General features: G+C 68.0%; 15 protein-coding genes. 12 read left to right on the top strand and 3 right to left on the bottom strand.

The window, feature by feature from the left end:
* Positions 1-100 precede the first annotated feature (100 nt).
* A complete protein-coding gene (locus tag FDM97_RS24775; protein WP_137992693.1) occupies positions 101-1,006 on the top strand; it encodes a hypothetical protein in 906 nt (301 codons plus the stop codon).
* A gap of 1,290 nt (positions 1,007-2,296) precedes the next feature.
* Positions 2,297-3,130 carry an endonuclease domain-containing protein gene (locus tag FDM97_RS36610; protein ID WP_254705746.1) on the top strand — a complete coding sequence of 278 codons (834 nt, stop codon included), beginning with the start codon at positions 2,297-2,299 and terminating at the stop codon, positions 3,128-3,130.
* A 347-nt stretch (positions 3,131-3,477) separates the two neighbouring features.
* Here FDM97_RS36610 and FDM97_RS24765 read toward each other — a convergent pair whose 3' ends face one another.
* Positions 3,478-3,969 (bottom strand): DUF6233 domain-containing protein, encoded by a 492-nt coding sequence (locus tag FDM97_RS24765; RefSeq protein ID WP_175438983.1) that lies wholly within the window; start codon positions 3,967-3,969, stop codon positions 3,478-3,480.
* Positions 3,970-3,995: 26 nt separating this feature from the next.
* Between FDM97_RS24765 and FDM97_RS37130 the strand changes: the two genes are divergently transcribed.
* Positions 3,996-4,232, top strand: a complete 237-nt coding sequence (locus FDM97_RS37130) for a transposase family protein (protein WP_217510262.1) — start codon at positions 3,996-3,998, stop codon at positions 4,230-4,232.
* Between the two features lie 900 nt (positions 4,233-5,132).
* Here the strand turns inward: FDM97_RS37130 and FDM97_RS24750 are convergent.
* Positions 5,133-6,056 (bottom strand): FG-GAP repeat domain-containing protein, encoded by a 924-nt coding sequence (locus tag FDM97_RS24750; protein WP_137992690.1) that lies wholly within the window; start codon positions 6,054-6,056, stop codon positions 5,133-5,135.
* A 153-nt stretch (positions 6,057-6,209) separates the two neighbouring features.
* On the bottom strand, positions 6,210-10,028 hold the full coding sequence (locus FDM97_RS24745; RefSeq protein WP_175439224.1) for a GH92 family glycosyl hydrolase: 3,819 nt from the start codon (positions 10,026-10,028) through the stop codon (positions 6,210-6,212).
* Between the two features lie 444 nt (positions 10,029-10,472).
* Here FDM97_RS24745 and ngcE point away from each other — a divergent pair, with 444 nt between their 5' ends.
* The 9 genes from ngcE (at position 10,473) to FDM97_RS24700 (ending at position 22,666) form a co-directional block, all read left to right on the top strand.
* Positions 10,473-11,918, top strand: coding sequence for an N-acetylglucosamine/diacetylchitobiose ABC transporter substrate-binding protein (ngcE, locus tag FDM97_RS24740; protein WP_137992689.1), 1,446 nt, complete (start codon positions 10,473-10,475; stop codon positions 11,916-11,918).
* A gap of 42 nt (positions 11,919-11,960) precedes the next feature.
* Positions 11,961-12,884 (top strand): carbohydrate ABC transporter permease, encoded by a 924-nt coding sequence (locus FDM97_RS24735; RefSeq protein WP_137992688.1) that lies wholly within the window; start codon positions 11,961-11,963, stop codon positions 12,882-12,884.
* Positions 12,885-12,895: 11 nt separating this feature from the next.
* On the top strand, positions 12,896-13,819 hold the full coding sequence (locus FDM97_RS24730) for a carbohydrate ABC transporter permease (RefSeq protein WP_137992687.1): 924 nt from the start codon (positions 12,896-12,898) through the stop codon (positions 13,817-13,819).
* Positions 13,820-14,071: 252 nt separating this feature from the next.
* Positions 14,072-15,259 (top strand): ROK family transcriptional regulator, encoded by a 1,188-nt coding sequence (locus tag FDM97_RS24725; protein ID WP_137992686.1) that lies wholly within the window; start codon positions 14,072-14,074, stop codon positions 15,257-15,259.
* A 158-nt stretch (positions 15,260-15,417) separates the two neighbouring features.
* Positions 15,418-16,518, top strand: coding sequence for a substrate-binding domain-containing protein (locus FDM97_RS24720; protein ID WP_254705745.1), 1,101 nt, complete (start codon positions 15,418-15,420; stop codon positions 16,516-16,518).
* Positions 16,519-16,697: 179 nt separating this feature from the next.
* Entirely contained in the window at positions 16,698-17,492 is a 795-nt protein-coding gene (locus FDM97_RS24715; protein WP_137995011.1) for an ATP-binding cassette domain-containing protein, read from the top strand.
* Entirely contained in the window at positions 17,489-18,832 is a 1,344-nt protein-coding gene (locus FDM97_RS24710; protein ID WP_137992685.1) for a sugar ABC transporter permease, read from the top strand. The genes FDM97_RS24715 and FDM97_RS24710 overlap by 4 nt, the downstream gene beginning before the upstream one ends.
* 206 nt (positions 18,833-19,038) lie before the next feature.
* The gene (gene dxs, locus FDM97_RS24705) at positions 19,039-20,988 is read left to right on the top strand and encodes a 1-deoxy-D-xylulose-5-phosphate synthase (RefSeq protein WP_137992684.1); all 1,950 of its coding nucleotides are present in this window, start codon (positions 19,039-19,041) and stop codon (positions 20,986-20,988) included.
* 163 nt (positions 20,989-21,151) lie between these two features.
* The gene (locus FDM97_RS24700; protein WP_137992683.1) at positions 21,152-22,666 is read left to right on the top strand and encodes an amino acid permease; all 1,515 of its coding nucleotides are present in this window, start codon (positions 21,152-21,154) and stop codon (positions 22,664-22,666) included.
* The last annotated feature ends 25 nt before the right edge of the window (positions 22,667-22,691 follow it).

Genomic DNA, 22,691 nt, shown 5'->3' with positions numbered 1-22,691 from the left:
AAGGTCCGCGACCACGTTAGCAATTCCGCGTGATCACGAGCACTGTCCGAGCAAATCCGCGGTTCGGTGAGCAGTAGCAGGTGTGAGGGAAGCCTTGACGGTGTTCACTGAGGTGGTCGATATCGTCGTGAGGGGGCCCATGGGTGCTGAACCCGTTGAGCCGGAAGAGGTAGTTGCGAAGGCCGGCACTGCCGTTGGTGCAGCGCAGGCCATGGTGCCGAGTCCCAGTGTCGCGGTCACTGCAGAGGTAGCCAAGGCAGTCGCAGAAGCTCCTGAAGAACCTGGGAACCTCACCAGGCTCGTACTCACTCCCCTGGGTAACCGGCCTTACAAAGCCACTGAGGTCGTACCTGCCTGGTGGCGGCTGAGGAGCACCCACGACAGCGTCTCCGGCCTCTTCGACACGCTTCATCTTGTCCGACGGACCCGTGCGCAGCAGAACAACACAACGACTCGCGGGCGCCTGCATTCCGACGCCCAAGATCTTCTGCGCGCGGCCATCGTGTTCACTTCAGCCGGTCTGGATGCCACGGTCCAGGCGCTGATTCACCACGCGGTGCCTGTGCTGATCGCCCAACCAGGTACCCCCAGGCGCATGTACGAGATCTTCATCGACCAGCAGACCAGAGCGTCGAACGTCGAGGAGGAGTTCCTGGCGGCGCTCAAGAAGCAGGACCCGGGCGCTGCGCTGCTCGACCTCTACGTCCTGAGCAAGACGAAGGCAAGCTTCCAAGGCAGCAGTGACCTCCGTGACCGCGCTGGCTCTTCACTGGGCATTACCAACCAGCAGATCCCGAAGGCTCGGTTCACCGCCCTTGATGGCTTCTTCACTGCCAGGAACGATGTGGCGCACCGACTCGACATGGAGAACGTCAGTCAGAGCACTACCAAGCCGCTCAAGAAGATCCGCGCTCAACAAGATGTACTTCAGATGTGTGACCAGGCCCTTCTCCTAGTCCGCGAACTGATCAGAGAGACGGCCGTGAACCTAACTACCTGCCGCTGAACGCCTGCTCGATTCGACGTCCTGGACACGCGAACCGAGATCCAGAACGGTGCTGTTCCCGCACCACGGCGGCTTATTGCTCATGATCAGGCAACGGGCGCCATCGCCGGAGTGCTAACGGAGCCGACGCCGCAGGTCAGGGACTTCCGAGTGCTCACGAATCCGCGGACCCTACAAACCCCGAAGATACCGAAGGCCCCCGCCGGAATCGGCGTGGGCCTGATGATCGATCAGAGGTTCGCGCCCATGAGGAGCGGCCTATTTCTCCAAGTCGACGGTGGGGGGCAGGCGACCACCGCCGGGCATGAGCAGGGTCGACTCCTCGCCAGGCATCACCACCAGGGTGGGCGCTCCGCAGGGTGGGACTTGCCGACGATCAGGGAGGCGGTTGCGGGCCCGCATTTCAGCGACTCCACAAGCCGCAGCAGATCGTCCCAGTGATGCGCAGTGGGCGGCCACCGGGTCGAGGTGGACCTTCTTCGTCAGCAGCGACACCACCATCGGGAACCGCTCCTCGCAGTCGGTGCCTTCGCGCCCATCCGGTACGGAGTCCTTGCTCGTCTGTGTGTTCGCGGTTCACGGAGCCTCCGCCAACCTGAAGCCGCAGGTCAAGGGGCTGGTGTGATGGTTGCTCGGAGTGCTCATGCTGGTCGTGGGTGGAAGTCCGTGGAGAAGATCATCCGCCAGGACTGGGCTCCCGCCGCTGGCCAGGCGGCTCTCCCGGCACGAGAACCAGGCACTGGCTGTCGGTGTGCTGGTGCCGGTCGTTAGTCTTTCGGTATGGCCGAGCATGTTGCGCCGGGCCGGGCAGATCATCTGGTCACTCTGGCCGCCGCCGACAGTGTGTGGGTCAGCCTGACGGCCGGTAGCGCGCTACCGACGACTTCCGCAGTATTCACCTGCTTTCCTTCTGATGTCCGGCCCGGTCGGTACGTCTTGCTCGGTGCCTGTGTGGTGGAGCCGGTGATGACGGGCGACGGCCCGTGGAGAGTTCCGGAGGCTGAGGTGCGCCGGGCGGCGGCGGCATGGAACGCGGTGGAGGTGGACGCCCTGGATCTGGTCCGCATCGGTCCGTTCCGTGGTGCGCCAGAGCAGGAGCGCCCGGGTGAAACGCTGCGCGGTTGGCGCCGGCGCATCAGCTGGGAACTGCAAGAGGCAGATCATCCCGGACGGCAGGCCGGCCATGAGCCCGGACCGGGGTCTCCTCTGGCGGGGGTTGACTGGCGGCGGCTGCTGGTGGTGCAGCGGTCCCGTGACAGGGTCGAGCGGTCGTGGTGGCTTCCGCGTGCCGTGGTCAGGCTGCTGGACACGGCCGAGCACACCGAAGCCGAGTGGCTGCACACCACGCGGGCCGGCAAGGCGGAGACAGCTGTCACCGAACAGCACCGCCGGGATCCCCGAGCCACCGACGGCCAGTCCCGGGCGGGCGTGAACGGTCCAGCCATCCAGCAGCGCCCGTACAGGGGGGAGCTGCGGGGGCAGTTGTACTCGGTGTTGAGCCGCAAGCCGGGTATGTCCCGCCAGGTGGCCGGGTGGGTGTGTGCTGTCTGCGGTACGGCGCCGGCTGCTGTGCTGGATCACTGCCACGAACACGGCTACGTCCGCGCCCCGGTCTGCCCGTCCTGCAACACACTGGAGCGCCCCGACCACCTGTACGACAACGACATCCGGGTCGCCAGCCGCTACCACCGTCTCTTCGACACCGACGCGGCCGGCTGGCTGCGCCACTGGCACCGCTGTCCGGGCTGCCGCACCCGCATCACCCTGCCTCTGCCTCACCTCGCCGCATGGACCGCCCACACAGCCACCCGCACCCTGCGCCCCACCCACCCTGACTCCCGCGGACGGAAGCCCTGCGGAGTGCTGCGCGTGTCGTGGACGGGCAGCCAGAACACGCCCCGCTCCTGCCTGCTCACCGTCTCCGTCGACTTCTGCCCCTCCGGTGAGCACCGCGTCCTGGCACGGGTGCCCTACCAGGAGGCCGTCGAGCGGTTCGGCACCTGGCTGACCGAGACCGCCCCTGCTGCGGCGGCCGAAGCCGGTCCCGACCGCCTGGACGGCCTCCCTGCCGAACCCCGGCCCGTCATCGCCGACACCAGCGGCGAAGGCCTGGCGCTCTTCTGACCGAACTGACCGAACACCAGCAAACCAGCTTCACAGGCCGCGGACCTCGCCCGGCGGCCTGTGCGCCGAGCTCGGAAGGAACCGGCGGCTGTCGGGTGGAGCCGTTGATGCGGGTGCACAGTGGTAGTGCTCCGGCCGGTGCGTTCGGCGATCCGGCCGACCCGCTCGCCGTTCGCGTAGGCGTCCAGGACGGCCTCGGCCAGTCTTCGGCGGGCAACGCCTCCTGCGCCGACCGGTGGGCCTGGTGTGCTGCTTCTAACGCGTCCTCGCCCATACGCCGCATTTCGCCTGTCCAGCCGCTCCGGGCACCGGCATCACTGCCGAGCCGGGACAGCGCCTCTACCGGTTCAGGGCGCAGAGCGGTCCGGTTGGGTGGGCTGGGGATCGGTCGCGGTCGGCAGGGAGGTGGCGGCGTGGCATTCGCGGCAGGTGACCGCGCGGGGTTGGCGGAGGATGTCGAGGGCCTGATCGAGGGTGATGGGTGCGGCGTGGGGCTGGCAGCCGATGACGTGGATCAGGCGTGCTTTGGGGTGGCCGGGGCGGTGAGGGAGGTCTTGTACCGTCCAGGCCTGCCGCCCGCCGGTGGGAGTGGCAAGGGTGGGGATGCGGCTGTAGTCGCCGCCTTCGAGGGGGCGGACATGACGGGCGTCGAGCCAGACACTCTGTTCCGCGGGCTCGGTACGGCCGCTGCTGCCAACTGCCCAGCAGGTGATGCCCACCCGGTACTGCCATCCGACCGCCGCGCGCCGTCGCTCATACAGGCGGGCCAGCAATTCCTGCCCGTCGGGCATCATGACGGTCACCCGGGCCGCGTTCTGCGGCATTTCGATTCCCTCCACCCTGCCCAGCATCCTAACCAGACGCCTTGGCAAGTTCATCGGATCGGGGACCATTCCTCTACTCCGGCGTCAAACACCGACGCCACGGCCTGCACTCCCTCGCCCTGGCCGACGAGAGGGGCCGCCTGATCTGGATATCCGCCGCCCGGCCCGGCCGAACCCACGACAGCACCGCTGCCCGCCACGACCACATCCTGACCCACCTGCGCGCCGCCGGCCTCGGGGCACTGGCCGACCTGACGAACCTCGAAGTCAACCGCTGACGGATGACCTTCTCCGAGGACTTGGTCCACGACCAGTACGAGCACCCCGAGAACCAGTCACACCAGCCCTTTGAACTGTGACTTCAAGTTGGCGGAGGCTCACAGCGGAGAGTCCCATTGATTAGTGCACAGGTGGTAACTGCAGCGTTTGCCTGGTCACAAGGGGATCGCATGCGAGGTGTCATCATTCACTTGAGCTAACCCCCGGGTGCGGGCAAGATCATGCTCGCCGTCGCCCTCAGGGGGCCGCGAAGCTTTTCGGCTTCCGCCTGGGCCGCGGCCGACGGAGGCCGGCGGACCTTGGTGCGGCAGGGCGCCTTGTCGGAGAAACGAGGAGAGGGCGGCTCGCTCGAGGGCAATGACGTGCCCGAAGTCCCGGATGGCCTGTCCGGCTCCGTCCGGTGCCCGACGGTGACAGGCGATGACCGCTCGGCTGGCGGTGACCATGTGCAGGTGGCTCGGTGGGGAAGACCGCGAGGTAGTGGTTGTCGTGGGCGGTCGCGGTGGTGACGGGGACGATCCGCCGCTTCCGCATGGTCTCGCTCGCCCCTCGGGAATACGGGGCAACCGCCAACGGAGCACGTTGACTCGCCGTGCCGCGCGTATCGAGGTGCTGCGTTAGCGGTAGGAAAACTCGGCCGGATGCGCTCTCCACGCCCGGAATCCATGGTCATTGTGGCGATCTGATGCGAGGATCATTGCCAGAACGTCATCGTCCTCGAAATCCTGCAGAACTAGCGCGTAGCGGGAGCACGTCGCAGTACGTGCTCCGGAACCTCATTCGTGGATAAGCACAGTCGCGGCTGACGCGTCGGGTGACACACGAAGCGGGCCCCGCTCCTCGGAAGAGGAGCGGGGCCCGTTCGTTCGTCACACGGCGAAGGCCGGATCAGAACCGGATCAGAACATGAGGCGGTAGGTGTTCCAGCCGCCGGTGCCGATCTGAACGCGCGGCTTGTACGGGGCCGCGGCGACCGCCGTGCCCTTGTACAGCCAGAGCGCGCCACCCTTGTCACGGGCGATCAGGTCGGTGATGCCGTCCAGGTCGATGTCGCCGACCGAGACGATCTTGTTGTAGATGCCCCAGCCGGCGCCGATCTTGGTGCGGGGCTGGAAGGGGGCGCTGTAGCTGCCCGTGCCCTTGTAGAGCCACAGCACGCCCGAGGTGTCGCGCGCGACGATGTCGGCCTTGCCGTCGTTGTTCAGGTCGCCGTTGCCGGCGATCTGGTCGTAGATGCCCCAGCCGGCGCCCACCTTGATGCGGCTGGTGACCTTGCCGTTGCCGTAGCCCAGGTAGAGCCACAGCACACCGGCGTTGTCCCGCGCGAGCAGGTCGTCGGCCGCGGCGCCGGCCAGGTTGCCCGTCGAGTGCACCTTGTCGTAGATGCCCCAGCCGCCACCGATGAGGATCGGGTCGGCGCCGTACGGGGTGTAGTACAGCGAGCCGTTGGTGACGTCCCAGATGCCGTCCGCGCTGCCGTCGGCGTCGTGGTCGACCTGGGTGATCTGCTTGGTGTACTCCCACCCGGAACCGACGTACTGGCGGCTGTCGAGGCCACCCGTGCCGTTCGGGGCGTAGCCGTACATGAAACCGCTGCCGTCGACGCCGTAGAGCGCGTTGACGGGAGCGTCGGCCGACGAGGCCTCGGCGCTGAAGGCGCCGGCGGCCGGAGCGGACTGCTGGACCTCGGCGGAGCCGGCGGCGGACCGCGGTCCGTCAGCGGCGACCGCGCTCGTGGTCGTGGCCACGAGGGCCGCGGTTATCGCCGCGACCGTGACACGGGACAGGATGCCCGTGGTGTTCAGGCCAGAAAATTTGGCCACGTAAGACTCCAGATCTTCGGTGGAAATGGGACCGCCACGCCCTCTCGAGGGCGCGGCGGACCACTCATGCTCCTGGATCTTCGCACAGTATCTTCACGAGCCAATTGGTTTGTGACAGAACTGTTTCGGTGAGAAGCCCAGTTTTGTCCCACGTCAGCGAAGCAGCTCCACCTCCGCCAACTGCGCCTCCTCGCCGAGGATCAGACGGTAGGTCGTGTACGCGCCCGGTGCCGCGACCGTGAACACCCGGGTCTGGTGGTCCCAGGCGAACGTCTCCCCGGTCCTCTTGTCCACATCCGTCCATATATGGCCGTCCGTCGAGCCCTGCAGCACCCACCCGGTCGGCGCCGTGTCCGCGGCCGCCGAGGTCAGGGTGTACTGCACCGCCCGCGTGCCCGCCGCGACCGGCAGGTCCACCGAGGTCGACGTCGCCGCCGTGGCCGAGGTGTTGTCGACCAGCGGGCCCGTCCCCGTCGTCGCGTCCGTGCGCGGGGACGGCGCCTTGCCGTCCGGTGTGATGGAGACCGGTCCGGCCTTCGCGCCCGTGCCCCACGCCGAGGGGCGCGGGCCCATCTCGAACTTCAGCGTGCCGCCCCGGGCCAGCAGGTCGTGCGGGAGCGCGGTCGAGTTCCAGGGGACCCCGTTGACCCTCACCCCCTGGACGTACCGGTTGCGCGCGCTGTTGCGCGGGGCCTTGACCACGAGCGTGCGGCCGCTGTCCAGGTGGAGCGTCGCCTTGGTGAAGAGCGGCGAGCCGATCGCGTACTCCCCACCGCCCATCACCAGCGGATAGAAGCCGAGCGCCGAGAAGAGATACCAGGCGGACTGCTCGCCGTTGTCCTCGTCGCCGTGGTAGCCCTGCCCGATCTCGCTGCCCGTGTAGAGCCGGGAGAGGACCTCGCGGACCTTCTCCTGCGTCTTCCACGGCTGCCCGGCCGCGTTGTACATGTACGGGACGTGGTGGGCGACCTGGTTGGAGTGGCCGTACATGCCCATCCGGACGTCACGGGCCTCGGTCATCTCATGGATGACGCTGCCGTACGAGCCGACGAACTCCGGGCTCGCCGTCTCCGGCGTGGAGAAGTACGCGTCCAGCTTCTCGCCCAGCTTCGCCCGGCCCCCGTACAGCCGGGCGAGTCCGCGCGAGTCCTGCGGCGCCGTGAAGGCATAGCCCCAGCCGTTCGTCTCGGTGTAGTCGTGCCCCCAGATCCTCGGGTCGTACTGCTCCGAGGGCACCCGCCAGGCGCCCTTGAGGTCACGTCCCTGGAAGAAGCCGGCCTTGGCGTCGAAGAGGGAGACGTAGCTCTGCGCGCGCGAGAGGAAGTAGGCGGCCTCCTCCTGGTACCGCTGCTTGCCGGTCTTCTTGTGCAGCGCCTGCGCCATCCTCGCGATGCCGTAGTCGTTCAGGTAGCCCTCCAGGGACCAGGACAGGCCCTCGTGGGTCTCCGTCGACGCGTAGCCGAGGAACGGGGAGGTCTCCATGCCCTTGCGGCCCACACCACGGCTCGGCGGGACGACCGTCGCGTTCTTCAGCGCGGCCTCGTATGCCGCCTCGGCGTCGAAGTCCACGCCCTTGACGTACGCGTCGGCGAACGCCACGTCCGAGGAGGTGCCGGTCATCAGGTCGGCGTAGCCGGGCGAGGACCAGCGGGATATCCAGCCGCCGTCCTTGTACTGCTGCACGAAGCCGTCGACCAGCTCGCCCGCCTTCTTCGGGGTCAGGAAGGAGTAGGCGGGCCACGTGGTGCGATAGGTGTCCCAGAAGCCGTTGTTGACGTACACCTTCCCGTCCACGATCTTCGCGCCGGTGTGGGTCGGGGTGTCCGGGCCGGTCATGGGGGAGAAGGGGCTGGCGTACCGGTACGTCGCACCGACCTTCTCGAAACCGGAGTTCGGGTACAGGTACAGCCGGTACAGGCTGGAGTAGAGGGTCACCAGCTGGTCGTGGGTCGCGCCCTCGACCTCGACCCTGCCCAGGATCTCGTCCCAGGCGTCCTGCGCCCCCGCCTTGACCTGCTCGAAGCCGGTGCCGGCCGGGATCTCGTCCGCGAGGTTCGCCTTCGCCTGGTCGACGGAGATCAGCGAGGTCGCGATCCGCAGGGTCACGGTACGGTCGGCGCCCGCGTCGAGGCGGACGTGGCCCTTGACGCCCTGGGCGGCGGAGGAGGTGACCGGTGCGTCGAAGACTCCGTACACGAACATCCGGGTGGCGCCCGTCGACAGCCCGCTCCTGACGTCGGAGTACCCGGTGAAGGAGCCGCTCGCCGGGTCGAGGGTCAGCCCGCCCTCGCTCGTCACGTTGTCGAGGACGACGCTCGCGTCCTCGCCCGGATAGGTGAAGCGCATCAGCGCCGCGTGGTCGGTCGGGGTGATCTCCGCCCTCAGGCCGTTCTCGAAGGTGACGCCGTAGTAGTGGGGCCGGGCCGTCTCCTTCTCGTGCCGGAAGGCCAGCGCCCGCTTGACCCGGTCGGTCTCCGGGACGCCGGCGGCCGCGGACGGCATCACCTGGAAGGTCTGCCGGTCACCCATCCAGGGACTCGGCTCGTGGCTCGCCGCGAAGGCCTGCACGGTGGGCAGATTGTCCGCGTTGTTGCCGCGCGCGTACTCGTACAGCCAGCTCTTGGAGGCGGAGTTGGTGACCGGCGTCCAGAAGTTGAAGCCGTGCGGCACGGCGGTCGCGGGGAAGGTGTTGCCGCGCGAGAAGGAGCCGCTGGAGTTCGTGCCGCGCGTCGTGGAGGCGTAGTCGGAGAGCCGGTCCAGCCGCCGCTCCGGGGCCTTCGGCCGCAGCGTGATGTCGTCGACCCAGCCCTGGAACTTCGCCGGACCCTTGGGGGAGTCGTACGCCACCAGGATCCGGTCGACGGTCTTGCCGGCCGCGACCGCGCCGATCCGGGAGCTCACCTGGTTCCACTGGTTGACGTAGAGCCGCTTGGCCGCGCCCTGGCCCTGCGGGCTCAGCAGCCCGCCATGGGAGTCGGTGGCCCGCAGATCACTCAGATAGGTGCCGTCGGTGAAGGCGAGATCCACCGACACGTTCGTGGCCGGATAGCTGAGGTCCGTCTCGGGGAGCGAGGGGAAGATCCGGTACGACAGCTCGGTGTTCCGCACGACGGCCGTGTCCACGTCGAAGATCTTGTTGTACGAGTACGCCCGGCCGGCCGGCTTGTGCGTACCGGCGTAGCGCAGCGCCCGCTTGCCGGTGAAGCCGGCGTTCGCCTTGGCGGTGGGGGAGCCTCCGGGGCCGCGGTCGACATGGCTGCGCATCTCCTCGGGGACGGGGGCGGAGGTGTCCCCGTTCGAGAACTGAACATCGGCCAGCTGGGTGATATCCGCGCCGCTGTTCTTCGTGATCTCCAGCCGGTAGTGGGCGTACGCCGTGCCGTTCGCGATGTCGTACGTCCGCGTCTCGAAGCGCTTGGCGAAGCTCTGGCCCTCCCGGGTGTCGAGGACCTTCCACTCCTTGCCGTCCGCGGAGCCCTGCAGGCTCCAGTCGCGCGGGTCGCGCTCGGCCGCGTCGTTCGCCGAAGTCAGCGCGTACGTGGCCACCTTGACCGGCTCGTCGAGGTCGAACTCGATCCAGGCGGTCGGCGCGAAGACCAGCCATTTGGTGCCGGGCTGGAGGTCGACCAGGTTCTCCTTGGTCTCTCCCGCGCTCGCGTGCTCGCCGCTGGCCCGCAGCTCCACCACCTTGTCGGTGACGTTGCCCGGGATCCCACTGGCGAAGCCGCCGTCGACCCCCGATGTCCGCTTGGCGCCGTCCGCGCCCACTTCCACCGTGTTGCGCCAGGTCGGCTGGATTTCACCGTCCTCGAAGGAGGTGGTGAACTCCCGTGCGGATGTGTCCGTTTGGCCGGGAAGTGCCTGTGCCACCGAGGGCACAGAGCCCAGTACCAATGCCGTCGAAGCCACCACGGCGGCGGCTGTGAGGCGGGGGTTCCGGGACCGTGATCGGGTGCGAATTCTGGGCTCCATGCCGTGTCGCCGCTCCTGCCACTGTGTTCTAGACAACGTTGTCAAGTGAATGGCGCAGGCTCCAGTAGGGGCCAAGTGTCAGGCGGTGTCAAGGGTGTTGACGGCAAGTCGAGGGAGGAAACGGCACAGATGCACCGTCATAATCCGTGAGGTCTCAACTCGGGAAAGACTGCCGCGCAAACCTGCTTTCGATCTTGCTCAGGGGAAGGGAAGTGGACTATACCTGTCGGCGTCCAGACCGTCGTACCACTCGCACGGCGGCACGACGCCGGCACGACTGCACCGATGCATCAAGCACCGATGCATCAAGCACCAATGCACCAAGCACCAATGCACGACCCAAGCTGCATTCGAATGCGGTGGCGGGGCCCTTCGCCTGTGGCGAGCAGATAAACGGGCGACCGGTACACCGCCTGAGTCCTGAATGAAGGCGAGGACTTGAGCATGGGATCCACCTCCGCGCACAACGACGAAGGCCTCGGCCGCCGCGATCTGATGAAGCGCTCCGCCGCTCTCGGTCTGATCTCGGTGCCGACGATGAGCTTCCTTTCCGCCTGTGCCACCGGTGGCGGTGGCGGCGAGAAGGGACCGAAGGCCGCCGGTGGCGAGAAGACCGCGAAGAACCCGCTCGGCGTGAAGCAGGGCGCCCCGCTGGAGGCGTTCATCTTCAAGGGCGGTCTGGGCGACCAGTACGCCAAGGACGCGGAGGCCGACTTCAAGGCGACCTACGGCGCCGAGGTCAAGCACACGGGCACGCAGCAGGTCGGCCCCAAGCTGACGCCGCGCTTCGCGGGCGGCAACCCGCCGGACGTCATCGACAACTCCGGCGCCGACCACCTGGACATGAACAAGCTCTCCACCCAGGGCCAGCTGCAGGACCTCGGCGTGCTGCTCGACGCCGCCTCCATGGACGACCCGGCGAAGAAGGTCCGGGACACGATCCACCCGAGCACCATCGAGAAGGGCATGCACGGCGACAAGTTCGACGTGCTGTACTACGCCTTCACGATCTACGGCACCTGGTACTCGCAGAAGCTCCTCGAGTCCAAGGGCTGGGCGTACCCCAAGACCCTCGACGAGATGGTCACCCTCTGCGGCGAGATCAAGAAGGCCGGCATCGCGCCCTGGACGTACGCGGGCAAGTATCCGTACTACGTCCACTTCAACCTCTTCGCGCAGATCGCCAAGATCGGCGGCATGGAGGGGTGGATCGCGATCGACAACCTCGAGCCCAACGCATGGACCAAGAGCGACGCGGTCAAGCAGGTCGTCGAGCACTACGAGGAGCTGGCCGCCAAGAAGTACTTCCTCGAAGGCAGCCAGGGCCTGACCCACATCCAGTCCCAGACCGCCTGGAACAAGGGCAAGGCCGTCTTCATCCCGAACGGCTCCTGGGTCGAGAACGAGGCCGCCCCGACCACGCCGTCCGACTTCGGCATGGCCGTCGGCGCCCTCTTCGACGGCAGCGGAGACAAGATGCCCCACGGCACCCTGCGCGCCGAGCCGAGCGAGCCGTACCTCGTCTCGGCCAAGGGCAAGAACCCGATCGGCGGTATGGAGATGCTGCGCATCATGCTCTCCAAGAAGCACGCGCAGAACTTCGCCACCAAGGTGAAGTCGCTGACCTGCGTCATGGACGCCACCGAGGGAATGCAGCTCTCGCCCGGTCTCGCCTCCGCCAGCAAGGTCTTCAAGGAGGCCGGCACCAACCTGATCAGCCTTCAGCTGCAGGAGTGGTACCCGGCGCTGACCGACGAGAAGATCGGTGGTCTGACGGGCCAGCTGCTCACCGGCGAACTGAAGGCGGCCGACTGGATCAAGAAGACCCAGGAGGAATGCGACAAGGTGGCCAAGGACAGCTCCGTCGCCAAGTTCAAGCGCACCGCCTGACCTGGTAAGTCCAGCAAAAGAGGGGAAGGGCCGGGGAGCACCATGCAACACGGCAAATACCGATTCATCGTGGGCTTCCTGGCCCTGCCTCTGATCATTTATGCGATCTTCGTGATCTCGCCGTTCGTCCAGGCGTTCCAGATCTCGATGACCGACTGGTCCGGGCTCGTGGGGACCGCCCAGTTCGTCGGCCTGGACAACTTCGAGAAACTCTGGGACAGCGACGACTTCTGGAACGCGCTGCGCCACAACATCTACATGCTGGCGCTGGTCCCGGTGGTCACCCTCGGCCTCGGACTCTTCTTCGCCTTCATGCTCAATGTCGGCGGCCGGCGCAGGAAGAACGAAGTCGTCACCGGTGTGGCCGGTTCGAAGCTGTACAAGTTCGTCTTCTTCTTCCCGCAGGTCATCTCGATCACGATCATCGCGGTCATCTGGTTCAACATCTACAACCCGGACCCGCAGGACGGCATGCTCAACTCGCTGCTCGGCGCGGTGGGCCTGGACAGCCTGCAGAACTCCTGGCTGGGCGAGAAGAGCCTCGCGCTGTGGTGCATCAGCGCGGTCATGGTCTGGGGCCACGTCGGCTTCTATGTGGTGCTCTTCTCCGCGGCGATGGCCTCCATCCCGCGGGACATCTACGAGGCGGCGCTGCTCGACGGCGCCAACCGCTTCCACACCTTCTTCAAGATCACCCTGCCGCTGCTCTGGGACACGGTCCAGACCGGCTGGGTGTACATGGGCATCATCGCCCTCGACGCCTTCGCCCTGGTCCAGATCATGTCGGTGAACATGGGCGGTCCGGACGGGGCCACGGACGTCATGCCGCTGAGGCTCTACCTGACGGCCTTCCGAGACAGCCAGTTCGGCTACGCCTCCGCCATGGGCATCGCGATGCTCATTGTCACGATGACCTTCGCAGTGCTCACGATGCGCTTCGCGCGACGTGAGCGGATCGAGTACTAGGGGTACGGCGGATGACGACCGAAGAGATCGAGACGGTGGCGAAGCTGGACACGCCCGCCACCGTCCCCGCGAAGCTCGGGCCGACCAACGGCCGCTCCTCCGAGGGCAGCGTCCTCAACGTCTTCTCCCACGGCATCCTGATCGTCTGGGCGCTGATGGTCGGCGTGCCGCTGCTGTGGGTGCTGTGGAGCGCCTTCAAGGACAGCAACGGCATCCTCACCGACCCGTGGGGCCTGCCGACCGTCCTGCACTGGGAGAACTGGTCCAACGCGTGGAACGACGCGAACATGGGCCAGTACTTCATCAACACCGTCATCGTCGTGGGCGGGTCGGTGATCGGCACGATGGTGCTCGGCTCCATGGCCGCGTACGTCCTGGCCCGCTTCACCTTCCCGGGGAACAGGTTCATCTACTACCTGTTCGTGGCGGGCATGTCCTTCCCGGTGTTCATGCTGGTCATCCCGCTCTTCTTCGTCCTGCGGGACTTCCCGGGCAGCTCCCTGCTCGCGACGTACCACGGCCTGATCCTGGTCTACATCGCCTACTCGCTGCCGTTCACCGTCTTCTTCATGACGGCGTTCTTCCGCACCCTGCCGACGACGGTGGCGGAGGCGGCGATGATCGACGGCGCGTCGCACACCCGGACGTTCTTCCAGGTGATGCTGCCGATGGCCAAGCCCGGCCTGATCAGCATCGGCATCTTCAACTTCCTCGGCCAGTGGAACCAGTACCTGCTGCCGATGGTCCTCAACCAGCAGGAGGACAAGTACGTCCTCACCCAGGGCCTCGCGATGATCGCGCTGCAGCAGGGGTACGAGAACGACTGGGGCGCCCTCATGGCGGGCATGATGATCGCCATGCTCCCGGTGCTCGTCGTGTACACGATCTTCCAGCGGCAGGTGCAGTCCGGCCTCACGGCCGGCGCGCTCAAGTAGGACGCACCGGACACACCGGTACGAGCCGAGAGGCCCCGGCGGGACATCCCGCCGGGGCCTTCGCCGTGCCGGAGTGGGCGTTCCCCCGTCCGGGCTCATTCGAGCCCGGACGCGCTCAGCTCTTGACGGGGGACAGGCCTAAAGGCTCAGCTTAGAGTTCACAAGTTGGAGAACAAGCTGGGGTCTCACAGGCGCGGCCCCGGCCGGGGGCGGTGGTCGCACCGTCCATCGCAGGCGGGAGTGGATGAGTCGATGGAGACTCCGGGGTCGCAGACCTCTCTGCACAGGGCCAATCTGGAACGGGTCGTCCGTGCGGTACGCATGGCCGGCTCGCTCACCCAGGCGGAGATCGCCCGAGCGACCGGCCTGTCCGCCGCCACGGTCTCCAACATCGTGCGGGAGTTGAAGGACGGCGGAACCGTCGAGGTCACCCCCACCTCCGCGGGCGGCCGCCGGGCACGCAGCGTCTCGCTCTCCGGCGACGCCGGCATCGTCATCGGCGTCGACTTCGGGCACACCCACCTCCGCGTCGCCGTCGGCAATCTCGCCCACCAGGTCCTCGCCGAGGAGTCCGAGCCGCTCGACGTCGACGCCTCCGCCGCGGAGGGCTTCGACCGGGCGGAACAGCTGGTCACGCGGCTGATCGAGGCCACCGGGATCGACCGGGACAAGGTCATCGGCGTCGGCCTCGGCGTCCCGGGACCGATCGACGTCTCCTCCGGCAGGCTGGGCTCCACCTCGATCCTGCCGGGCTGGAGCGGCATCAACCCGGCCGACGAGCTCTCCGGGCGGCTCGGCGTGCCCGTGTACGTCGACAACGACGCCAACCTGGGCGCGCTGGGCGAGCTCGTCTGGGGCAGCGGCCGCGGGGTGAAGGACCTGGCCTACATCAAGGTCGCCAGCGGTGTGGGCGCCGGCCTCGTCATCGACGGGCGCGTCTACCGCGGCCCCGGAGGCACCGCGGGCGAGATCGGGCACATCACGATCGACGAGTCCGGCCCGGTCTGCCGCTGCGGCAACCGCGGCTGCCTGGAGACCTTCACCGCCGCCCGTTACGTCCTGCCGCTGCTCCAGCCCGGCCACGGCGCCGATCTGACGATGGAGCGGGTCGTCCAGCTGGCCCGCGAGGGCGACCCCGGCTGCCGCCGGGTGATCGCCGACGTCGGCCGCCACATCGGCAGCGGCGTCGCCAACCTCTGCAACCTGCTCAACCCCAGCCGCGTGGTCCTCGGCGGCGACCTCGCCGAGGCCGGTGAGCTGGTGCTTTCCCCGATCCGCGACTCCGTCTCGCGGTACGCGATCCCCAGCGCCGCCCGCCAGTTGTCGCTGGTTCCCGGGGCGCTCGGCCCCCGCGCCGAGGTGCTCGGCGCGCTGGCTCTCGTCCTGAACGAAATGGGCGATTCGACCCTGTTGGAGAGCGCCCTGCCCGCCTCCGTGTAGGCGGGGGAGCCGACTCCGGGGCTTGCCTTCACTTAGATAACGAACGGCACCGTTGTCATCTCGTTAAGAATTTACTTCTTGACGTTGGTGGTGCGGCCGAGTTGACTTCGTGCCACCTCGGCCGCAAAGTCGCGGCCTCGTCAGGGAGGCAACCCCACATGAACGCAGTGACGCGTCGCATCGTCATAGGCACGGCCGCGGTTTCGATGGCCCTCTCCGTAGCCGCCTGTGGCAAGGCGGGCGACGGCGACTCGGGTAGCGGGAAGGGCGGCGACGGCAAGACCATCGGTCTGCTGCTGCCGGAGAACAAGACCACGCGTTACGAGACCTTCGACCGCCCGATCATCGAGGCGAAGATCAAGGCTCTCTGCTCGGACTGCGAGGTCAAGTACAACAACGCCGCGCAGGACACCGAGACGCAGAAGAAGCAGTTCGACGCGCTGGTCACCCAGGGCGTGAAGGTCATCATCCTGGACTCGGTCGACTACAAGGCCACCAAGTCCTGGGTCCAGCAGGCCGAGACGAAGGGCGTCAAGGTCGTCGCGTACGACCGCCTGGCCGAGGGCCCGATCTCCGCCTACGTCAGCTACGACAACGAGAAGATCGGCCGCCTGCAGGGCGAGGGCCTCGTGAAGGCGCTCGGCGACAAGGCCAAGGACGCCAACGTTGTCATGATCAACGGCTCGCCGACCGACCCGAACGCCCCGCTGTTCAAGAAGGGCGCCCACAGCGTCCTCGACAGCGGCGTGAAGAAGGTCGTGTACGAGCAGGACATCCCGGACTGGTCCCCGGACGAGGCCAACAAGAAGATGGGTGCCGCCATCGACTCCCTGGGCAAGGACGGCTTCCAGGGCGTCTACTCGGCCAACGACGGCATGGCCGGCGGCATCATCACCGCCCTGTCCAAGCAGGGCATCAAGGTCCCGGTCGGCGGCCAGGACGCCGAGCTCGCCGGTCTGCAGCGGATCCTGAAGGGCGATCAGGCCTTCACGATCTACAAGCAGATCAAGCCGGAGGCCGAGACCACCGCCGAGATCGCGGTCCGCCTGCTCAAGGGCGAGAAGATCGACGACCTGGTTCCCACCAAGGTCACCAGCCTGACCGGTGAGTTCAAGGACATCCCGGCGAAGCTGTACGACGCGCAGGTCGTCACCAAGGGCGACATCGCGGGCACCATCATCAAGGACGGCGTCTACCAGGCCGCCGACATCTGCACCGCCGAGTACAAGGCGGCCTGCGAGGCGGCGGGCATCAAGTAACCCCCGCTGCCGGTACGGCTCTTCGGACTCCACCGACCCGATCCGAAGGCCCCCGGTCCGGTCCGGCGCACCCCGCCCCGTTCAACGCCCCGCAAGCGGGGGCGGGGCGCCGGACTCCTCTCACAGCCCCCTCTGTGCTCTCTCGCACCACCATCCCCGCCGGTCAGGCGGCGAAGGAGATGATTCACGTGTCCGCTACGCCCGTGCTGGCGTTGCGCGGAGTCTCCAAGCGGTTCGGCGCCGTCCAGGTGCTCACCGACGTAGAACTGGAGATCCACGCCGGTGAGGTCGTCGCCCTGGTCGGCGACAACGGAGCCGGCAAGTCGACCCTCGTCAAGACGATCTCGGGTGTTCACCCGATCGACGAGGGCGTCATCGAATGGGACGGCGACCCCGTCCAGATCACCAAGCCCCACGACGCCCAGAACCTCGGAGTCGCCACCGTCTACCAGGACTTGGCGCTCTGCGACAACCTCGACGTCGTCGCCAACCTCTTCCTCGGCAGCGAGCTGCGCTCCGCGTCCGTCCTCGACGAGATCGCGATGGAGAAGCGCGCCAAGGAGCTCCTGGACACCCTGTCCATTCGCATCCCGTCGGTCCGTATCCCGGTCGCGGCGCTCTCCGGCGGTCAGCGCCAGGTCGTGGCCATCGCCCGCGCCCTGATCGGCGACCCCAAGATCGTCATCCTGGACGAGCCCACCGCCGCCCTCGGCGTCGAGCAGACCGCACAGGTGCTCGACCTGGTGGAGCGGCTGCGCGAGCGCGGCCACGGCGTCATCCTCATCAGCCACAACATGGCCGACGTCCGCGCCGTCGCGGACAAGGTCGCGGTGCTGCGCCTGGGCCGCAACAACGGTGTCTTCGACGTCAAGGACACCACCCACGAGACGATCATCGCCGCCATCACCGGTGCCACGGACAACGCCGTGACCCGTCGGCAGGCGCGCCAGGCCACGAAGGAGGACGCGAAGTGAGCGACCTCGCCAAGACCTCCGAGACCGCGACCGACGCCGCGACCGACACCGCGACCCCCGAGACGCGGACCGAGACCGAGGCGGCCCCCGTCGAGGAGTCCGCCGCCCCCATCCCCGCCGTCGACCCGCGCCTGCTGGTCCGCGAGGAGGGCATCAAGGGCTACTGGACCGAGTTCAGCCGCAAGATCCGCGGTGGCGAGCTCGGCTCCCTGCCCGTCGTCCTCGGCCTGATCGTCATCGCGATCGTCTTCCAGGTCCAGAACAGCAACTTCCTCTCCGCGAGCTCCGTCGCCAACATCGCGGTGTACGCCTCCGGCCTCGGCATCATGGCCGTCGGCATCGTCTTCGTCCTGATCCTGGGCGAGATCGACCTGTCGATGGGCTCCGTGGCCGGCGTCGGCGCGGCGGTCTGGGCCGGGCTCCAGGTCAGCAACGGCACGAACGAGTGGCTCGCCATCGTGCTCGCCGTGCTGACCGGCACGCTCATCGGCGCGGTGCACGGCTTCTTCTTCGCGAAGATCGGCGTGCCGGCCTTCGTGGTCACCCTCGCGGGCTTCCTCGGCTGGATGGGTTTCCAGGAGTGGCTGATGGGCGGCGAGGGCTCGATCAACACGCCCTCGGGCAGTGTGGTGGAGAACCTCACCAACTACTTCTTCGCCGACAAGGCCGCCGCGTACGGCCTCGCCCTGGTCGCCGTCCTCGTCTACCTCGGCTCGCTGCTGCGGGACACCAGCCGCCGCAAGGCCGCGCTCCTGCCGGCCCGGCCGGTCAGCGAGATCGTGCTGCGCACGGCCGTCGTCGCGGTCCTCGTCTTCGCCGTCGCGTACGTCATGAACGAGCCCGAGGGCGCCCGCGGCCTGCCGCTCGCCCTGGTCCTCTTCCTGGCCGTCCTCGTGATCGCCGACTTCGTCGCCCGCCGCACCCTCTTCGGCCGCAAGGTCTTCGCGGTCGGCGGCAGCGCCGAGGCGGCCCGCCGCGCGGGCATCAACGTCGACGCGGTCCGTATCGCCGTCTTCGCCGTCTCCGGCACCCTCGCCGCCTTCGGCGGGCTCTTCATCGCGAGCCTCTCCGGCGGCGCCACGAAGAGCCTGGGCGGCGGCAACACGCTGATGCTGGTCATCGCGGCCGCCGTCATCGGTGGCACCAGCCTCTTCGGCGGCCGGGGCAAGGTCTGGTCCGCGCTCCTGGGCATGATCGTGATCCAGTCGATCCAGCAGGGTCTGAACATGATCGGTATGTCCAACTCGATCCAGAACATGATCACCGGCGCGGTGCTCCTCGCCGCCGTCGTGATCGACTCGGTCTCCCGCCGTACGCAGAAGACCGCGGGTCGCGCGTGACCGCGTAAGAAACCCCACAGTGCCCGGCGCCGGAGAACCGGCGCCGGGCACTGCTGCGTCTGGCCCTGTGTGACGCCCGTAGGCTCAGCGGTGTGTCGGCCATCGGTGTGACGCAGACCCCGCCGCCCGATGACCAAGGTCGGGGGCGGAACATTAGACTCGACAAAATCGGCAAGCTCGACCAGCTCAAACGCAAGGAGGCACGGGTGGCCCTGCTGACCCGTATTCGGGGACCGCGCGATCTGGACCGGCTCTCCCCGGAACAGCTGGACCAGCTGGCCGAAGAGATCCGGACGTTTCTCGTCGACGCCGTCTCCAAGACCGGCGGTCACCTCGGCCCCAACCTCGGTGTGGTCGAGCTGACCATCGCCCTGCACCGGGTCTTCGACTCCCCGAAGGACAAGGTCCTCTTCGACACCGGGCACCAGAGCTACGTCCACAAGCTGCTCACCGGCCGCCAGGACTTCTCGAAGCTCAAGATGAAGGGCGGCCTGTCCGGCTACCCCTCACAGGCCGAGTCCGAGCACGACGTCATCGAGAACTCGCACGCCTCCACCGTCCTCGGCTGGGCCGACGGGCTCGCCAAGGCCAACGAGGTACTCAAGAAGGACGACCACGTCGTGGCCGTCATCGGTGACGGCGCCCTCACCGGCGGCATGGCCTGGGAGGCGCTGAACAACATCGCCGCCGCCAAGGACCGCCCGCTCGTCATCGTCGTCAACGACAACGAGCGCTCCTACGCCCCGACGATCGGCGGCCTCGCCAACCACCTGGCCACCCTCCGTACCACCGACGGCTACGAGCGCTTCCTCGCCCGCGGCAAGGACATCCTGGAGCGCACCCCCGTCGTCGGGAAGCCGCTCTACGAGACCCTGCACGGCGCCAAGAAGGGCCTGAAGGACTTCATCGCCCCGCAGGGCATGTTCGAGGACCTCGGCCTGAAGTACGTCGGCCCCATCGACGGCCACGACATCGAGGCCCTGGAGTCCGCCCTGACGCGCGCCAAGCGCTTCGGCGGCCCCGTGATCGTCCACTGCCTCACCGAGAAGGGCCGCGGCTACCAGCCCGCCCTCCAGGACGAGGCCGACCGCTTCCACGCCGTCGGCAAGATCCACCCCGACACCGGCCTGCCGATCTCCTCCTCCGGCGCCGACTGGACCGGCGTCTTCGCCCAGGAGATGGTCGAGCTCGGCAAGGAGCGCGAGGACATCGTCGCGATCACCGCCGCGATGCTCCAGCCCGTCGGCCTCGACAAGTTCGCCAAGGCCTTCCCGGAGCGGGTGTACGACGTCGGCATCGCCGAGCAGCACGGCGCCGTCTCCGCGGCCGGCCTCGCCACCGGCGGCCTCCACCCCGTCTTCGCCGTGTACGCGACCTTCCTCAACCGCGCCTTCGACCAGGTCCTCATGGACGTGGCCCTGCACAAGTGCGGCGTCACGTTCGTCCTGGACCGGGCCGGCATCACCGGCACCGACGGCGCCTCCCACAACGGCATGTGGGACATGTCGATCCTCCAGGTCGTCCCCGGCCTCAGGCTCGCCGCCCCGCGCGACGCCGACCAGGTCCGCGCCCAGCTGCGCGAGGCCGTCGAGGTCACCGACGCCCCGACCGTCGTCCGCTTCTCCAAGGGCGCCGTCGGCCCCGCCGTACCGGCCCTGCGCCGCATCGGCGGCATGGACGTGCTGCGCGAGCCGGGCTCCGACCGGCCCGACGTCCTCCTGGTCTCCGTCGGCGCGCTCGCGCCGATGTGCCTGGAGATCGCCGACCTCCTCGACAAGCAGGGCATCTCCACCACCGTCGTCGACCCCCGCTGGGTCAAGCCGGTCGACGAGGCGCTCGCCCCGCTCGCCGACGAGCACCGGGTCGTCGTCACCGTCGAGGACAACAGCCGCGTCGGCGGCGTCGGCTCGGCCGTCGCCCAGGCCCTGCGGGACGCCGGCGTCGACGTCCCGCTGCGTGACTTCGGCATCCCGCCGCGCTTCCTCGACCACGCCTCACGGGCCGAGGTCATGGCGGAGATCGGCCTGACCGCCCCGGACATCGCCCGCCAGGTCACCGGCCTGGTCTCGCGCCTCGACGGCCTCCCCCGAGCTCTTCGAGCGGGGGGGACCGCCATCGAGGCCGGCAGCCAGGACGTGGAGCCCGCGCGCGACTGACCGCCGCACACAGCGACGGCCACCGAGCGTCACCATTGGGCCGGTCGGACCACCCCACGGGGTGACCGACCGGCCCTTTCGTGTGAAACCCGACGCCTCGACAGGCGCCACTCCTTCGGGGTCTCGATCATGGGTCTGTGACCGACGGCACGGAGGTACGACGGTGAGCACGGACCAGCAGCCCAAGACGCGCTCCGGGGTGTTCCGGACCAAATCGGTCGAGCAGTCGATCCGCGACACGGAAGAACCCGAGCACGCCCTCAAGAAGTCCCTCTCCGCCTGGGACCTCACCGTCTTCGGCGTCGGCGTCATCATCGGCACCGGCATCTTCGTCCTCACCGGCAAGGTGGCCAAGGAGAACGCGGGGCCCGCCACCGCGCTCGCCTTCGTCGCCGCCGGCATCGTGTGCGCGCTCGCGGCCCTCTGCTACGCCGAGTTCGCCTCCACGGTCCCGGTCGCCGGATCGGCGTACACCTTCGCGTACGCCTCCATCGGCGAACTGCCCGCCTGGATCATCGGCTGGGACCTCGTCCTCGAGTTCGCGCTCGGCACGGCCGTCGTCGCGGTCGGCTGGTCCGGTTACGTCCGCTCCCTGATGGACAACGTGGACTGGCATCTGCCCGCCGCGCTGGAAGGGCCGGACGCGGCGGGCGGCACCTTCGACATCCTGGCGTTCCTCCTTGTCCTGGTGCTGACCGCGGTCCTGGTCATCGGCATGAAGCTCTCCGCCCGGATCACCGCGGTCGTCGTGGCCATCAAGGTGACGGTGGTCATGATCGTGATCATCGCGGGGCTCTTCTTCATCGTGGGCGACAACTACAAGCCCTTCATCCCCGACGCGGTGACGCCGACCGACGGCGCCTCGGCCTGGGACGCCCCGCTGGTCGAGACGATCTTCGGCTACGAGGCGACCAACTTCGGCGTGATGGGCATCTTCACCGCCGCCTCCATCGTCTTCTTCGCCTTCATCGGCTTCGACGTGGTGGCCACCGCCGCCGAGGAGACCAAGCTCCCGCAGCGCGACATGCCCCGCGGCATCCTCGGCTCGCTGTTCATCTGCACCGTGCTCTACGTCGCCGTCGCCCTCGTCGTCACCGGCATGCAGCACTACACCGAACTCTCGGTGAGCGCCCCGCTCGCGGACGCCTTCAAGGCCACCGGACACCCCTTCTACGGGGGCGTGATCAGCTTCGGAGCCGCCGTCGGCCTCACCACCGTCTGTCTCATCCTGCTGCTCGGCCAGACCCGGGTGTTCTTCGCGATGAGCCGTGACGGGCTCCTGCCGCGGTTCTTCTCCATCACGCACCCGCGCTTCAAGACGCCGTACCGGCCGACCCTCCTGCTCGGTGGCCTCATCGCCGTCATCGCGGGCTTCACCAGCATCAACGAGCTCGCGACGCTGGTGAACATCGGCACGCTCTTCGCCTTCGTCATGGTCGCCGCCGGAGTCATGGTGATGCGGCGCACCCGCCCCGACCTGCACCGGGCGTTCCGCACCCCGTGGGTGCCCGTGCTGCCGATCGCCTCCATCGCCGCGTCGCTCTGGCTGATGCTCAACCTGCCGGGGGAGACCTGGTTCCGCTTCGCGGTGTGGATGGCCATCGGCATCGTCGTGTACTTCCTGTACGGACGCTCCCACAGCCGCCTCGGCAAGCTGGGCCAGGACGCCCTGTACTAGCGCGGGTTCTGGGGGGTGCGGGTCA

Source organism: Streptomyces vilmorinianum (assembly GCF_005517195.1).
Classification (GTDB): Bacteria; Actinomycetota; Actinomycetes; order Streptomycetales; family Streptomycetaceae; genus Streptomyces; species Streptomyces vilmorinianum.
The sequence above is the reverse complement of the archived record's forward strand: the minus strand, read 5'-3'. Positions and strand labels throughout refer to the sequence as shown.

Excerpts from the sequence above, each read along its gene's own strand:
- FDM97_RS24725 (WP_137992686.1), top strand. The coding sequence starts at position 14,072 with ATGGAGACTCCGGGGTCGCAGACCTCTCTGCACAGGGCCAATCTGGAA.
- FDM97_RS24720 (WP_254705745.1), top strand. The coding sequence starts at position 15,418 with ATGAACGCAGTGACGCGTCGCATCGTCATAGGCACGGCCGCGGTTTCG.
- FDM97_RS24715 (WP_137995011.1), top strand. The coding sequence starts at position 16,698 with ATGATTCACGTGTCCGCTACGCCCGTGCTGGCGTTGCGCGGAGTCTCC.
- FDM97_RS24745 (WP_175439224.1), bottom strand. The coding sequence starts at position 10,028 with ATGGAGCCCAGAATTCGCACCCGATCACGGTCCCGGAACCCCCGCCTC.
- FDM97_RS24730 (WP_137992687.1), top strand. The coding sequence starts at position 12,896 with ATGACGACCGAAGAGATCGAGACGGTGGCGAAGCTGGACACGCCCGCC.
- FDM97_RS24735 (WP_137992688.1), top strand. The coding sequence starts at position 11,961 with ATGCAACACGGCAAATACCGATTCATCGTGGGCTTCCTGGCCCTGCCT.
- ngcE (WP_137992689.1), top strand. The coding sequence starts at position 10,473 with ATGGGATCCACCTCCGCGCACAACGACGAAGGCCTCGGCCGCCGCGAT.